This window comes from Acinetobacter sp. MD2 (genome assembly GCF_035615575.1).
GTDB lineage: Bacteria > Pseudomonadota > Gammaproteobacteria > Pseudomonadales > Moraxellaceae > Acinetobacter.
Map to the genome: position 1 here is coordinate 293,092 of NZ_VTDK01000004.1, position 15,448 is coordinate 308,539.

A 15,448-nucleotide genomic window follows, 5' to 3' on the forward strand; every position below is an offset into this window, starting at 1 on the left:
AAAACAACAATGACACAGCACTTTATTTTTTTACCGGGTGCATCAGGTAATACTGATTTTTGGCAGCCATTAATACAGCAATTACCCAAATTAAGTTCTACCCAAACGATTGCATATCCGGGTTTTGGCGTAGCAGCACCGAATCCGAACATCCAAAATTTTGCCCAATTACAGCAATATGTTTTAGACAAAATTCAACAGCCTGCTATTTTAGTGGCACAGTCGATGGGTGGTATTTTAGCCATTGCTGCGGCTTTAAAAAACCTGAGCACGTTAAAGGCTTGGTTTTAATTGCAACATCGGGCGGTGTGGATTTATCAGAGTTTCATGTAGCAGATTGGCGAACGGCATATCAGCAAGAATTTTTAAACTATCCAGACTGGTTTGTGACAACACAAATTCAATATGATGCTGTGTTGGGATCTATTCAAATTCCAGTGTTATTGATTTGGGGTGATGCAGATGCAATTAGTCCAGTTGCGGTGGGGCAGTATTTAGCTAGACAATTTGCACAATCGAGCCTTAAAATCATTCAGCAGGGTGATCATCATTTGGCCTATCAATATGCGCCCGAAGTTGCACAGCATATTTTAGCTTACCTTGATGCCCAAGTTGCCAAATAATCAATCAAGGAAATTTTTTTGAAGACATGGTCTGATCCACTCGCGGTCGAATTGTTACAGATGTGGCTAAATGAGCGCCAAATTCAGAATCAATCTGCACATACGTTGCTTGCATATCAGCGCGATGTGCAAGATTTTTTTGATTTTTGCACACAGCAGCAACTCGGGCTTCATCAAATTGAAGCCGCTGATTTACGTCAATATTTGGCGACCCGTGTCGAGCAAGATCAACTCAGTTCAAGTAGTTTACAGCGCCATTTAAGTGCCATTCGGCAATTTATGAAATGGGTAGAACAAGGTGGTTATTTAAGCATGAATCCCACCGAAGATTTTCAACTTAAACGGCAGCCGCGTCCTTTACCTGGGATGATTGATGTTGAAACAATTCAAAAAATTTTAGATCAAGCGACACCTAAAAAACCGCTAGATCAGCAACTGTGGTTGCGCGATAAAGCGATTTTGGAACTGTTTTATGCCAGCGGTTTACGTTTGGCAGAGTTGCAAAGTTTAAAAATTAAGGATATCGACTTTAAACGATTATTACTGCGTGTGACTGGTAAAGGCAATAAAACGCGGATTGTACCATTTGGGCAAAAGGCCAAAGACAGTGTCTTGCTGTGGTTGAGTATTGCGCAGATTTGGATGGGGAAATTACAGCCAGACTTTCCTGTTTTTATCTCGCAAAAAGGTCATGCATTAACAACACGTCAAATTGAAAATCGGGTCAAATATCAGGCGCTTCGGGCAGGGGTAAATGTCGATTTACATCCACATTTATTGCGCCATTGTTTTGCCAGTCATTTACTTTCGGCAAGTGGTGATTTACGTTCGGTTCAAGAAATGTTAGGACATAGTAATTTATCGACTACGCAAATTTATACCCATTTAGACTTTAATCGCTTGGCACAGGTTTATGATAAAAGTCATCCACGGGCACAAAAAAAGTCAGAATTTTTGAATTAATTGGAAATATGTTGTAGTTGAGCCTGTTGGCGTAGTCCTTGTTGTACAGCTGCTTGCGTGTCGGTTGCTTTATTTTGGCTCATTTTAAACTTGCCAATTAACTCTGAAATTTCTATTTCAATACCAATAATATGCTCAAGCATTTGCGTTAAATAGGCCTGCGGTGCATCGGTCACTTGCCATGGGTTGTTTTGCCGTAATTTGGCTTCCTCTTGATCGGTTAACTGTTGCAATAAGGCAAACAGTTGCGTCTGATCTTGCATTAAGCGAAGTTTACCTTTGGCATGAACGGCCTGATAATTCCATGTTGGAACCACTTTGTGGTGTATGGCTTTTTCAGGATACCAATTAGGTGAAATATAATGGCTATTGGCTTGAAAGATCACTAAGACTTCCGCTTCACCATGCTGTAGCAGTTGCTGATAGAGCGGATTGGCTTTGGCAATATGTGCTTGTAAAACAGGATTTGAATTTGTGCAAGGTCGAACCCAAAAAGGTAAATGGTCTGCATTCGGTTCGCCTGAAAATAGCGTAATTAATGTTCCTAGTGGGTGTTGCTGTATAAAATTGAGTAGTACATTTGGGTTGTGTTCTGCAAAAGATCGAACTTGATACACGTGTAAACTCCCTTTTAACGATCTAATAAATATAATAAATGAGTTTTGATATTGTCCCATTCACTTTGGATAATGCTATATATCACCGTATCGCGAATGCTGCCATCGGGGCGCTGTGCATGTTGGCGTATAATTCCATCTTTTTTTGCCCCAAGGCTTTCAATGGCTTTTTGACTGGCAAAATTAAATTGATCGGTACGAAAGCCTACAACATTGGCATTTAAATGTTCAAAGGCATGGCGTAATAGTAATAATTTACAGCTGCGATTAATGTGTGTGCGCTGCGCAGTTTGGGCATACCACGTATAACCAATTTCAAGGCGTTTAATGTTGGCCATAATATCGTGATAACCCGTAGTACCAACCACAGTTTCGCTACGTTCATCAATTACAGCAAAAGCAAAGCGCGTTCCTAGTTCACGTTGTGCTAAAGCGGTATTAATATAAGCTTGCACTTGATTGGGGGCAGGGGCTGAGGTCATGCGGATTTTCCAAATTTCACCATCTTGGGTTGCATGGGTTAAACCTGTTAAATGCTGTTGCTCAAGTGGTTCAAGCCGAACTTGATTAAGTGATAAAACGACAGGTTCAACAAAGGCCATTTGGGTCTCCGATTATTATTTTAAAAACAATATCCTACAATGGAAGCTGATAACTTTGTTTAATAATTTGGCTTGGTAAATCAGTTTTGACACTGGTGATGCCATTCTTTTTAGTTAAATGGCTTGACTGAAATTTTCGATAATTGTCTAAGTCAGGCACAATCACTTTAAGCATCGCATCACATTCACCCAAAATGATATAGCATTCCATGACTTGTGGTAATTCCTTCATGGCTTCAATAAACGTATCAATAGTTTCAGCATCTTGCCCAATTAACCAAATACGAGAAAATAAAATTAGTTGTAAACCCACTTTTTGCGGATCGACCAAAGTGGTGTAACTTTGAATTACACCTGCTTCTTCTAATAACTTTACCCGTCGTAAACAAGAAGAAGGCGATAGTCCAATCTGTTTGGCTAAGTCATTGTTTTGGATGCGACCATTCTGCTGCAAAGACCGAATAATATTTTTATCGATTCGATCTAGCTGAATTGAAATATAATTTGATGATAATTTCATGAAATAGAATTTAATTCTAAAATTGATATAAATTATAGAATAATTGCAACCCTATTTGATAGCGAAAAATAGATACTAGCGCCTCTTTATTTGTACTTTGATGTGACCTGAAATGTCTAATTTAACGCTATTTGCATTGACGATTACGCCATTGGTATTAACGCCTGGGCCTGACATGCTTTTTGTTATTTCTCAAGCAATTGGCAAAGATTTTAGGTCGGGTATGATGGCAACCTTCGGGGTGTGTTCAGGTTATCTGGTACATTCAATTTTAGTGGCACTTGGAATTTCTGCAATTATTGTGTCTTATCCAATGTTGTTTGATGCAATTCGTTTTTTAGGAATTGCATATTTAATGTATTTATCTTTTTGTTTGTTCCGTTCGGTGTTTAAATCTAAAGGTATTCAAATTGAACAAACCAATACGCCGAATCCTATTCGTAAAGGTTTTATTACCTCTTTACTAAACCCTAAAGTCATGCTGATTTATTTTGCGATTTTACCGCAGTTTATGCAGGCAACAGGGAATGCTGTGTTGCAAGGCTTAGAATTATCATTTATTTTCATTGGATTATGTATTGTTGTTTATTTAAGTGTGGCGTATCTTTTTGTTAAAGCAACACAAAAAGCAGGTTTTGATAAAACCAAACAACGCTGGTTAGATGCAACCTCAGGTACCATGATTATGCTTGCTGCAACATGGTTGATTGCACATTAATGAATTTTGAGTTTTCCAACACCAGCGTAAGCTGGTGCTTTTTTATCTGCCAAATGTCACTTAATTGATTAATCAAAAAGCCAATATGGCATTTTTTACATTTTGATCGCTATAAAACAGCATGAAACCCCTAAAAATTATTGATGTGCTACATGAAGAAAATTGATGGTTTAAATTTTTTTTGTTGCATCTACTGTATTTTAAGCTAATGTTTTATATCAAAAATATTTGTATTTATTTATAATGTACTGTGTTTGGATCAATTTTTTTGAACTGATCATTCACATTTTTTGGACAAAAACTAAGTTGGCTTAGAAAATGTGACTTGACCGAAATGCCAAACGCATTGCAAGATAGGTGTCGAAAAATCAATTTGAAGAGTGTCTCACTTTTCCCCCTTTTTTATCATTGGATAATACAGCCGAGGATTACATGAAGGCTCTTGTTGCTGTCAAACGCGTAGTGGACGCTAACGTGAAAGTTCGCGTTAAGCCTGACAATAGTGGTGTAGACTTAACAAACGTTAAAATGTCGATTAACCCATTTTGTGAAATCGCAGTGGAAGAAGCGGTTCGCTTAAAAGAAAAAGGAACTGTCTCTGAAATCGTTGTGGTATCGATTGGCCCGAAAGAAGCACAAGAACAACTCCGTTCTGCAATGGCTTTGGGTGCAGACCGCGGTATTTTAGTTGAAACTGCGGATGAAATTGGTGCTTTAGAAGTTGCTAAAATTTTAAAAGGTATCGTCGCGCAAGAACAGCCAGAACTTGTTCTTTTGGGTAAACAAGCCATTGATGACGATTCTAACCAAGTGGGGCAAATGTTGGCTGCATTGCTTGGCGCGGGTCAAGGTACGTTTGCTTCAGAAGTTAAAGTCGATGCGGGTAAAGTTCAAGTTACCCGTGAAATTGATGGTGGTTTGCAAACCGTTGAATTGACTCTTCCTGCAATCATTACTACAGATTTACGTTTGAATGAGCCACGTTATGCGGCACTGCCAAACATTATGAAAGCACGTAAAAAGCCGCTTGAAACTAAATCTCCTGCAGATTATGGCGTTGCAACAGGCACAAAACTTAAAACCATTAAAGTTGAGTCACCTGCAGAGCGTAAAGCAGGCGTACAAGTGAAGTCGGTTGATGAGCTTGTTGAAAAGTTAAAAAATGAAGCGAAAGTGATCTAATACACAAAGGATAAAATCATGAGTATTTTAGTTATCGCTGATCACAACAACCAAGCACTTGGTGGTGCGACTTTAAACGTTGTTGCGGCAGCTCAAAAAATCGGTGGTGATATTACTGTATTGGTTGCGGGTTCTGGTGCTCAAGCTGTTGCAGATGCAGCAGCAAAAGTAGCAGGCGTAAGCAAAGTATTACTTGCTGACCATGCGGTATATGCCAATCAATTGGCTGAAAATGTAGCAAAATTGGTTGCTGATTTAGCTAAAGGCGGTTATACGCATGTATTAGCAGCCTCAACCACCACAGGTAAAAACATTTTACCACGTGCTGCGGCATTGCTTGATGTAAGCATGATCACCGATATTATTGCGGTTGAGTCTGCCAATACCTTCAAACGCCCAATTTATGCGGGTAATGCAATTGCAACTGTTCAGTCTGAAGAAGCCATTGTTGTAGGTACTGTGCGTGGTACAGCATTTGATGCTGTGGCTGCCGAGGGCGGTTCTGCTGCTGTTGAAGCTGTTGGTGAAGCGGCTGACGCTGGTGTTTCTTCTTTTGTGAGCGAAGAGATTGTAAAACTTGAGCGTCCTGAATTAACGGCTGCTCGCATTGTGGTGTCTGGTGGTCGTGGTGTTGGCTCTGGTGAAAATTATCACAAAGTGCTTGATCCATTAGCAGATAAGTTGGGTGCAGCGCAAGGTGCATCACGTGCTGCGGTTGATGCAGGCTTCGTACCAAACGATTTCCAAGTCGGTCAAACAGGTAAAATTGTTGCACCTGATTTGTACATGGCGGTGGGTATTTCAGGGGCGATTCAGCACTTGGCGGGTATGAAAGACTCAAAAGTGATTGTTGCGATCAACAAAGACGAAGAAGCACCAATCAATAGCGTTGCTGACTACTGGTTAGTTGGCGACTTAAATGATGTGGTGCCTGAATTGGTCTCTAAACTTTAATTTTTAAATTAAAGTGAAAAGCGCTCTTTAAGAGCGCTTTTTTATGGCTAAAATTTAGTTAGATTTCTAAATTTTAGTTGGGGTAATCTTTTAGTTTTTAGATTCAGGTGAATTGGCAAAAAAATAGTTTTTACGCTGGTTTTTTCATGTTGTAGCTCGGCATTTAGGGGCATTTGTGCTATTATTGTCGGCTATATTTTTGATATTAGCTTGCGTTTTTTTAAGCTAAATTTGATGTGTTAATACCTAAAGTAGTACATAAGTACTGAGTACGAAGGAGTATGCATGAGCGTATCGGAAATCCGACCGATTGCCATTGAGGATGAACTCAAAAACTCATATCTTGATTATGCAATGAGCGTCATTGTTTCTCGTGCATTGCCCGATGTGAGAGATGGCTTGAAACCTGTTCATCGTCGTGTGCTTTATGCCATGCATGAGCTGGGCAATGACTATAATAAAGCCTACAAAAAATCTGCCCGTGTTGTCGGGGACGTTATTGGTAAATATCACCCACATGGTGATTCTGCGGTTTATGAAACCATTGTTCGTATGGCGCAAAATTTTAGCTTGCGTTATATGTTGGTTGATGGTCAGGGTAACTTCGGTTCTGTCGATGGTGACAGTGCAGCAGCAATGCGTTATACCGAAGTACGCATGCAAAAGCTTACCCATGAAATTTTAGCCGATCTTGAAAAAGATACGGTTGATTGGGAAGACAACTACGATGGCTCTGAGCGTATTCCTCAAGTAATGCCAACACGTATTCCTAATCTTTTAATTAACGGTACAACAGGTATTGCAGTGGGCATGGCGACCAATATGGCGCCGCACAATATGACAGAAGTTGTCAATGCCTGCTTAGCTTATGCCGATAATCCAAATATCACTGTAGAAGGATTAATGGACTATATTACCGGTCCAGACTTCCCAACAGGCGGTATTATTTATGGTAAGTCGGGTATTGTCGATGCTTACCGCACAGGTAAAGGTCGTTTACATATTCGTGGTAAATATCATTTTGAAGAAGATGAGAAAACTGGTCGTACTACGATTGTCTTTACCGAAATCCCATATCAAGTAAACAAAGCCAAAACCATTGAGCGTATTGCTGAATTGGTTAAAGAAAAGAAACTTGAAGGAATTTCTGAACTACGTGATGAGTCAGATAAAGAAGGCATGCGTATTGCCATTGACTTAAAACGTGGTGAAAATGCTGAAATTGTGGTGAACAATTTATTCTTGCATACCCAATTGCAGAATTCGTTCAGTATTAACATGGTTTGTCTAGACAATGGCCAACCAAAGCTGATGAATTTAAAAGATATTATTGCGGCATTTATTCGTCATCGCCAAGAAGTGGTGACACGCCGTACCATGTTTGAATTGCGTAAAGCGCGCGAACGTGGTCATATCTTAGAAGGTTTAACCGTAGCACTTGCCAATATTGACAAGATCATTGAAACCATTAAAGCATCTGCCAATCCAGGCGAAGCACGTGAGCGTTTGCTTGCTGGTGAGTGGTCGGCAGGTGGTGTGGTTACATTGCTTGAAAAAGCAGGTGCTATTTCAGTTCGCCCAGATGAAATTGAAGGTGAAGACTCGGCACGTCCATTTGGATTATCTGAGCAAATTTATCGCTTATCTCCAACGCAAGTTGGTGCAATTTTAGAGTTGCGTTTGCATCGTTTAACGGGTCTTGAACAAGATAAGTTACATGCAGAATACACTGAAATTTTGGCTCAAATTGCTGAACTGACTGCAATTTTGAACGACTTTAACTTGTTAATGAATGTGATTCGTGAAGAGTTAGCATTGATTTTACAACAGTATGGCGATGCACGCCGTACCCAAATTGTCGAGTCAGGCGTAGATTTCTGCCGTGAAGACTTAATTCCTGAAGAGCAAGTGGTGTTAACTGTTTCAAAAACGGGTTATGCCAAAACTCAGCCGTTGTCTGATTATCAAGCACAGCGCCGTGGTGGTCGTGGTAAATCTGCAACCAGTATGAAAGAAGACGATTATATTCAGCATTTGATTGTCGCATCGAACCATGCAACAGTATTGTGTTTTACCAATGTGGGTAAAGTTTACCGTTTACGTGTATTTGAAGTGCCACAAGCATCACGTGGTGCCAAAGGTCGTCCAATGGTGAATTTATTACCATTAGATGCGACCGAAACCATTACTGCAATTTTACCGTTAACAGAGTTCCCAGAAAACCATTATGTGTTTATGGCAACGGCATCGGGTACAGTAAAACGCGTAGAGTTAGCACAGTTTGCCAATATCCGTGCCAATGGTTTGCGGGCAATTGAATTAAATGAGGAAGATACCTTAATTGGTGTTGCAATTACCGATGGTCAGCAGCAAATCATGCTGTTCTCGAACGAAGGTAAAGCGATTCGTTTTGCTGAGACTGACGTGCGTGCAATGGGTCGTACAGCCAAAGGTGTGCGTGGTATGCGTGTGGCTTTAGCTGCTGCGGTTGATAGTGAAGATGCTGACGTTGAAAATGATGATTCAGATGAAAATGATGATTCAAATGACGCGATTGCGAGCCGAATCGTCTCGTTAGTGGTTGTGCCAGAAACAGGCGAGGTACTTTGTGCAAGTGCCAATGGTTACGGTAAACGTACCCCAGTCGATGACTTCCCAACCAAGAAACGTGGTGGTAAAGGGGTTATTGCGATTAAAACTTCTGAGCGTAATGGTGAATTGGTCGGTGCAGTTTCGATTGATGAAACCAAAGAGCTGATGTTGATTTCTGATGGGGGGACTTTGGTGCGTACTCGTGCGTCAGAAGTTGCAACGACAGGCCGTAACGCACAAGGTGTTCGCTTAATTCGTTTGAGTGAACAAGAAACCTTGGTGGGCGTAGTGTCGATTGAAGCAGTCGAAGAAGATGAAGAGTTAACTGTAGATGCAGTTGAGTCAGACGTTGTCGTAGATGCTACCGCCGATGACAATAATACCACTGAATAATCAGTTTTAAACTCAATATTGAGTTTAAAAATTTAAAAGCCGAGTGAGTCATTCATTCGGCTTTTTTATTGGGGAATTAAATTTCTGTAAAGTATAGCGTTGCAATAAAAAAGCCATATCCAAGCAGTTTGAATATGGCTTTTGATATATCATTTATAACTTATACGTGTGGTTTGATAATTTTTTTCAAAATTTCAGCCAATACATCAAATTCGCTGTGCAATGGTGTGCTTTTACGGGTAACTAACGCAATGGTGCGATTCGGTGCATTGGCAATATGTTTAGTGCTTAGTTCGTGGTGATACTGTAACATTTGGCGTTGTAAGGCAATCTCAGGCAATAAGGTATAGCCGAGGTTTGACGACACCATTTCAACCAAAGTTGGTAGCGAACTGGCTTTTAAGCGATGATCGTTTTTACGTTCACCGATTGGACAGGCACTTAAAACATGGTCACGTAAGCAATGACCTTCTTCAAGTAACATCAATCGAGATAAATCTAAATCGTCCATGTTCATACTTCGAATGCTTTGCTGATCTGCCTTGTGATGAACTAAAACTAAATCTTCTTTGGCAATTTCAGCAATTTTCAAACCGCGTGTGTCAAAAGGCAGCGCTAACACAATCATGTCTAATTGACCATGTTCAAGTCGCTCGACAATTTTTTCACTTTGCGCTTCATGCAAATGTAATTGAATTTTAGGCAGTTGACGATGCACTTCATCTAAAAGCTGAGTCAGAATAAACGGGGCAATCGTTGGAATAATCCCCAAATGCAAGTCACCGGTTAAAGGTTCACTCATTTCTCGGCTTAAGCGCATTAGATCTTGAGCATCTGCAAGCAGTACACGTGCACGTGCCACGACTTGTTCGCCAAGTGGGGTTAAACGAACGTTTTGACGATCACGTTCAACCAGAACGCCACCTAATAGGCGTTCAAGTTCCATAATACCACCAGACAAAGTCGATTGCGTCACAAAAGAACGGCGCGCTGCCTCGGTAAAGTGCAATGTTTCAGACAGCGTTACTAAGTATGAAAGCTGTCTTAAAGAGGGTAATGCAGCCATAATGTCCTAATACTTTTAAGATTTAAAGTGAGATACAAATAAGTCACTTAATTGTGGAATAAAATGGGGTGGAATATCATGCCCCATTCCTGCAATTAATTCAAATTTTGAACCTTGAATTGCTCGTGCCACACTTTTTCCGTGTTTAGGCGGGAGTAATTGATCACATTCGCCATGCACCACTAAAGTGGGTTGTTGAATACGCTGATCCCAAGGTACGAGTGAGCCGCTACATAATATGGCTAAAAGCTGTTGAAGTACACCCGTTGGACTATGGTTACGTCGATATGAGCGCAAGGCAAGCTGTTGAACGTCGTTAAATTGAGTGAATTTAGGCGAGCCAATGTATTTATAGAGTTTTAACGATTGTTGCACAATTGCATCTTCATTTTTTGCGCGAGGGCCGAACATGAGTTTTAAAGGCTGCCGACCTGGCGGGGGTAAAAATGCACGATTATTGCTGGTAAATAATAGCCCTAATTTTTTAACTTTTGTTGGATATTTGGCTGCCAAAATTTGTGCGATCATCCCGCCCATGGATGCACCAATGACATGACAAGATTCAATGCCAAGTTGGTCAATCAGCAAGGCAACATCATCAGCCATATCTTCAAGCTGATAAGGCGCACCATGATTTTTCAGACCCATCGAAAAACGTGCCATCAATAATAGTAAATGTTTGGATGGTAATGTGGGTGCTTGAATTTTAGAAGACAAACCAATATCACGATTATCAAAACGGATGACACAAAAGCCTTGTGTGATGAGTGCTTTACAAAATGCTTCGGGCCATAAAATCATTTGTGCGCCGAGTCCCATAATCAGCAAGATGCAAGGATGTTGAGGATTTCCGCCCATTTCAACATGCAATTGCAGCCCATTGCCTAAATCGACTTTGGTTTCTTGCATGAATGCCGATTCGGCAGAAGTCTGAAACTGAAAGTTTGCGTTCATCCAAACATCCTGATTTTTAAATGCTTAAGATTTGAATTAAACCTGAGCTGGAATTAAATCGGGTACGAGTTTTGTTAAGCTTAAACGTTGTTTTGCTGCGGTTGCACCTAATAAAGCAAAGCCGCGTAGGGTGTTTGTATTGTCAAACGCTTTAGCAATTAAACCATCTTCTAAATATTCGGTTTCCCAATTTACCGTTACATTTTGTGGTACAGGCAGTACGGTTAAAGGTGCGACTGGGGTTTTTACCGCAACGGGCATGGCTGGATAGTGTACGTGAGTATGCGTGCCTGCTAAGGTTTTGGCTAAAGCGCGCGCTTGTTGCATCAATGGCATGACATAAGGCAATAATAAACCATTCACTTCGGCGCAGTCACCGAGAGCATAGATGCCATCTAAATTTGTTTGCATTCGACTATTGGTGATAATGCCACGGCTTGTATGAAGTCCTGCACGTTGAGCAAGGTCAATATTGGGTTGTAGACCAATGGCACAAATGACAGCATCTGCTTCTATAGAATGACCATTTGCAAGAGTAATTGCATAATGCGTATCTATTTTACTGATACGTTCAACCGTAGTTTCTAGAATAAAACGAATATCTACGTGTTGTAATTGATGTTTAAATGCTTCTGCAACGTGGGCTGGAAGTAGTCGGCCCAAGGGTTGAGATGCTAAATCAATGACGGTGGTGTGATGACCTGCTTGGTGTAAATCGTTTGCAAATTCACAGCCAATTAGACCTGCACCTAAAATTGCAATGCGCTGAGTGTGTTGTTGATCTAAGCTTTTACGGAACTTTTGATAATCACTGAGCGAATTAATCACAAACATCTCATCACTGCCATCACCTGAAATGGCAAGTCGAATTGGGTTTGCGCCAACAGCAAAAACCAATTGGCTAAATTCAAGTTCAACATGTTGTTGGTCTTTTACATAGCGTAGTGTGTGTGTGATTGTATCAATTGCTTCAACCCATGCATGGGTATGAATTTGCATATTGAGCTGTGTCGCCATCTTGGTTGCATCGGCAAGTGCAATTTGAGTCGGATTTTTATTGCTCGCAAGTGCATTAGAAAGTGTTGGTTTGGCGTAACTTGCACCATCATCTGCACAGATCATGATTAAAGGCTGTTCTTGGTTTAATTTTCGGTATTCTCGTGCAAGGGTATAACCCGCCATGCCTGAACCAATAATGATGATCGGTTGCATCAAAACTCCATAAAATAAGTAAAAAATAAAAGACCATGTAATTTTACATGGTCTGGATTGAAATTTAGATCTCAATCATCTCAAAATCTGCTTTGGATACGCCACAATCAGGGCAGGTCCAATCTTCAGGGACGTCATCCCATGCAGTACCTGCTGCAATCCCATCTTCAGGCCAACCGTTTGCTTCGTCATAGATCCATCCACAAACGATGCATTGATATTTTTTCATGTATTTCTCCAAAGTGCTGATGGGTTTCGCCTGTCAGCAAGTTTTGCTGTGTTTAAAGTTATTTTACAACAGTTGCGTAGTTTTACCTTGGGCAAATTTAAAATAAACGATTGCTTAAATTTAACTTGGTTCAGATCAAGTATCTGTTGAGTGAAATACTTGAGCTAGATTAAGTGTCGTATAGACTAAAGTTTGAGTGAAAATAAAGTAAAAAATGTATAATGTTTGCACTCTTATTTTTTAATGTTTTCTATTATTTTAATTAAATACAACAAGTTATATTTAACTCCTGTTTTTTGTGAAAGGTGAAATGGCAAAAATACTAGAGTTGTATCTTAAAAACGGCTAAAATTAAAGCAAATAAATTACCTTATTGCTCCCATTATGAATTTTGCGCAGACCTTTTGGAATCAGATTCGTACCGTTCCTAATTTCCCAAAAGCAGGTATCTGTTTTTATGATTTAACCCCATTGTTGGTGAATCATATTCAAGAATTAGCAGAAGCACTTGTTGAAAGTCTTCCTGCAGAAAAAATTGCCCAAGTTGATAGTTTTGTTGCAGTCGAAGCACGTGGATTTGTTTTGGCAAGTTTTTTGGCACAACGTTTAAATAAAGGGCTTATTCTTGTGCGTAAAGCAGGGAAGTTACCACCACCTGTTGTGGGCGTGGGATATAGTTTAGAGTACGGTTTAGATCAATTAGAAATGTCGGCAAACCTTGAACCGCAAAATGTCATTTTAGTTGATGATGTATTGGCAACAGGCGGTACGTTAAAAGCAGTGCAGACTTTGGCAAAAAAATGTCACTTAAATGTACTCGGTGCATCAATTTTGCTTGATTTAGACGATTTACATGATGACCTTGGCTTAGATGTTTGGTCGGTTGTAAAAGAAAGTGAGAAACCAAAGCAAGTTGCTGTTGCTTAATATTGTTAGATATAAATATTTAAGAGTTGATATTAAATCAGCTCTTTTTTTATGCTAAAAATATGATGTGAATAGAAAAAACGCAGTATGATTACAATGTATATATTAATAATTAAATAACATTAAAAATGTATATCAATTCTTATTTTTTAAATAAAATGTTAATAATTACTTGTGGGGTTGTGGGGATATGATACTTCAGCAGCATAAAATTGTGTTTGGTGGGACAATGGGTGCTGGAAAATCGGCTGCAATTAAAGTTTTATCTGATATTGGTGTGATTAGCACCGAAGCAGTGAATACCGATGTAGCAGCACATCAAAAAGCATTTACAACGGTTGGAATTGATTATGGTGAAATTAGTTTAGATGATGGCACCAAAGTTGGGCTGTATGGCACACCTGGTCAAGGTCGATTTGATTTTATGTGGTCGATTGTTTGTCAGGGTGCAATTGGAATTGCATTGTTAATTGATCATAGTAGTGTCCAACGGTTAGACGATTTAGCCTTTTATTTAAATGCTTTTGAAGCATTGGGTTCTAATATTGTGATTGGTATTACTCATTTGGATATTGTGGATGATCAAAAATTAAAAATTTATCGGGATTGGATGGATGTAAATCAGAAAAAATATCCTGTATTTGCAATTGATGCTCGCCATAAAGATGATGTGTTATTGATGATTGAAGCCTTACTTGTTCGATTAGAAGTACAACTAGACATCGTGAAATGATTTTAAATGATTGGGTTGAAACTGATATTTAGAAAAATAAATTTAATATGATTTTATTGGTATTAGATCATCCATCCTAAATGATTCAAAAAACTTAAGAGCATGTCATTATTTGTTTGAATCGGAGAACATTAAAGTGATTTTTAAAATAGCAATATTTGGCTTAATTGCCATCGATTCAGACGAAATAAAAAAACAAATTCTAAAATGTTTGCCAACAGAAACACATATTCAATGGGTAACGATTTCTGATGCAAAGATTGACATCTTATTCGTTCATAATTCATTTTTTAATACACCCGGTATTCAAAAAGTTTTGAAGGAAAAAGTTCGCTACTATTTAAGGCTTAGTCAAAATAATGGTCAGTTCGGAACGATTATTCAAGATCAATTATTTTTTCCTATTCATCGGATTGAACCTTTAAAAATATGGTTATTGGATTCTTTATTTGGCATAAATATTGAAGCGGAAATGCCACAAAATGAAGTTATAGAGCGAATTCAACCTGTAAATGTGAGAAAGAGCCTAGAATTTAATACCAGTCGGTCTTTTGTTGCGATTTTTTCAGAGCTATTGGTGTCTCGTAATGATTATCTTCAATTATTTGATGCACAAGGTTTAATTGCAATTGTAGATACGCGTACTGAACGAGTTTGGGTAGATCAGACGAAAATAAATATACAGTTTGATGAAAGCTTGAAACATAGTTATATGCCTGCAAGATTAGTGAACTCTGAGTCATTGGATAAGAATGTATACGATTTACGAGTATGGTTATGGCCGAATATAACTCGACTACCTAATCGATTTTTACCGAAGATTGATCGTAAAAAAAACTTTAAATTAGATATTTGGCCTCAATTTGAAAATAATGCTCAGCGGCGAAATAATTTAAAAATGGCGGTGTGTTTTGAATCGGGTGCAAATATTGAACAAGTACAGCAATATTTAAATCTCTCTGATGAAATTGTTTTAAATTTCATCAGTTATACGCATTTATTAAAATTAGGGCGTTATATTGATGCCAGTGAGGTTGAATTTATATTCGCGGATCGCCATATAGGATATGGTCAAACCAATAAACTAAAAGGTTTATTTGGGAAACTTCGAAAAAAGTTAGGCTTATAAATAATTTTGGAGCAAAGCTCCACCTATTTGGGAA

The 15,448-nt window shown here is 39.1% G+C and carries 15 protein-coding genes and 1 pseudogene; 9 read left to right on the forward strand and 7 right to left on the reverse strand.

The genetic code is table 11. The features are described 5' to 3' along the window. The first annotated feature begins 9 nt into the window (after window positions 1-9). Window positions 10-623, forward strand: a pseudogene (locus tag FXN70_RS08030) (alpha/beta fold hydrolase). 60 nt (window positions 624-683) lie between these two features. Then, window positions 684-1,586 carry a tyrosine recombinase XerC gene (locus FXN70_RS08035; protein WP_324646981.1) on the forward strand — a complete coding sequence of 301 codons (903 nt, stop codon included), beginning with the start codon at window positions 684-686 and terminating at the stop codon, window positions 1,584-1,586. Here FXN70_RS08035 and FXN70_RS08040 read toward each other — a convergent pair. Genes FXN70_RS08040 through FXN70_RS08050 form a run of 3 tightly spaced genes read right to left on the reverse strand, consistent with a single transcriptional unit; the run spans window position 1,583 to window position 3,325 of the window. Continuing rightward, entirely contained in the window at window positions 1,583-2,203 is a 621-nt protein-coding gene (locus FXN70_RS08040) for an FMN-binding negative transcriptional regulator (protein WP_324646932.1), read from the reverse strand. The genes FXN70_RS08035 and FXN70_RS08040 overlap by 4 nt on opposite strands. 14 nt (window positions 2,204-2,217) lie before the next feature. Next, window positions 2,218-2,805, reverse strand: a complete 588-nt coding sequence (locus FXN70_RS08045) for a GNAT family protein (RefSeq protein WP_324646933.1) — start codon at window positions 2,803-2,805, stop codon at window positions 2,218-2,220. Between the two features lie 34 nt (window positions 2,806-2,839). Beyond that, window positions 2,840-3,325 carry an Lrp/AsnC family transcriptional regulator gene (locus FXN70_RS08050; protein WP_324646934.1) on the reverse strand — a complete coding sequence of 162 codons (486 nt, stop codon included), beginning with the start codon at window positions 3,323-3,325 and terminating at the stop codon, window positions 2,840-2,842. Between the two features lie 112 nt (window positions 3,326-3,437). On the opposite strand from FXN70_RS08050, the gene FXN70_RS08055 reads away from it, so the two are divergent. From FXN70_RS08055 to gyrA, 4 genes are all read left to right on the forward strand, one after another. After that, window positions 3,438-4,043 (forward strand): LysE family translocator, encoded by a 606-nt coding sequence (locus FXN70_RS08055; RefSeq protein ID WP_324646935.1) that lies wholly within the window; start codon window positions 3,438-3,440, stop codon window positions 4,041-4,043. Window positions 4,044-4,475: 432 nt separating this feature from the next. Continuing rightward, entirely contained in the window at window positions 4,476-5,225 is a 750-nt protein-coding gene (locus tag FXN70_RS08060; protein WP_324646936.1) for an electron transfer flavoprotein subunit beta/FixA family protein, read from the forward strand. An 18-nt stretch (window positions 5,226-5,243) separates the two neighbouring features. After that, window positions 5,244-6,179: an FAD-binding protein gene (locus FXN70_RS08065; RefSeq protein ID WP_324646937.1), complete on the forward strand. Its 936-nt coding sequence runs from the start codon at window positions 5,244-5,246 to the stop codon at window positions 6,177-6,179. Window positions 6,180-6,464: 285 nt separating this feature from the next. Beyond that, entirely contained in the window at window positions 6,465-9,164 is a 2,700-nt protein-coding gene (gyrA, locus tag FXN70_RS08070; RefSeq protein ID WP_324646938.1) for a DNA gyrase subunit A, read from the forward strand. 160 nt (window positions 9,165-9,324) lie between these two features. Here the strand turns inward: gyrA and oxyR are convergent, their stop codons facing one another. The 4 genes from oxyR to rubA all read right to left on the reverse strand — a co-directional run bounded on the left by oxyR (window position 9,325) and on the right by rubA (window position 12,625). Next, window positions 9,325-10,230 carry a LysR family transcriptional regulator OxyR gene (oxyR, locus tag FXN70_RS08075; RefSeq protein WP_324646939.1) on the reverse strand — a complete coding sequence of 302 codons (906 nt, stop codon included), beginning with the start codon at window positions 10,228-10,230 and terminating at the stop codon, window positions 9,325-9,327. A 15-nt stretch (window positions 10,231-10,245) separates the two neighbouring features. Continuing rightward, the gene (locus FXN70_RS08080; RefSeq protein ID WP_324646940.1) at window positions 10,246-11,184 is read right to left on the reverse strand and encodes an alpha/beta hydrolase; all 939 of its coding nucleotides are present in this window, start codon (window positions 11,182-11,184) and stop codon (window positions 10,246-10,248) included. A gap of 36 nt (window positions 11,185-11,220) precedes the next feature. Continuing rightward, window positions 11,221-12,396: an FAD-dependent oxidoreductase gene (locus FXN70_RS08085; protein ID WP_324646941.1), complete on the reverse strand. Its 1,176-nt coding sequence runs from the start codon at window positions 12,394-12,396 to the stop codon at window positions 11,221-11,223. A gap of 64 nt (window positions 12,397-12,460) precedes the next feature. Beyond that, the gene (gene rubA, locus FXN70_RS08090; protein WP_324646942.1) at window positions 12,461-12,625 is read right to left on the reverse strand and encodes a rubredoxin RubA; all 165 of its coding nucleotides are present in this window, start codon (window positions 12,623-12,625) and stop codon (window positions 12,461-12,463) included. A gap of 384 nt (window positions 12,626-13,009) precedes the next feature. Between rubA and FXN70_RS08095 the strand changes: the two genes are divergently transcribed. From FXN70_RS08095 to FXN70_RS08105, 3 genes are all read left to right on the forward strand, one after another. Further along, entirely contained in the window at window positions 13,010-13,552 is a 543-nt protein-coding gene (locus FXN70_RS08095; RefSeq protein WP_324646943.1) for an adenine phosphoribosyltransferase, read from the forward strand. A 190-nt stretch (window positions 13,553-13,742) separates the two neighbouring features. Beyond that, window positions 13,743-14,285 carry a GTP-binding protein gene (locus tag FXN70_RS08100; protein WP_324646944.1) on the forward strand — a complete coding sequence of 181 codons (543 nt, stop codon included), beginning with the start codon at window positions 13,743-13,745 and terminating at the stop codon, window positions 14,283-14,285. Window positions 14,286-14,421: 136 nt separating this feature from the next. Next, on the forward strand, window positions 14,422-15,414 hold the full coding sequence (locus tag FXN70_RS08105; protein WP_324646945.1) for a hypothetical protein: 993 nt from the start codon (window positions 14,422-14,424) through the stop codon (window positions 15,412-15,414). The last annotated feature ends 34 nt before the right edge of the window (window positions 15,415-15,448 follow it).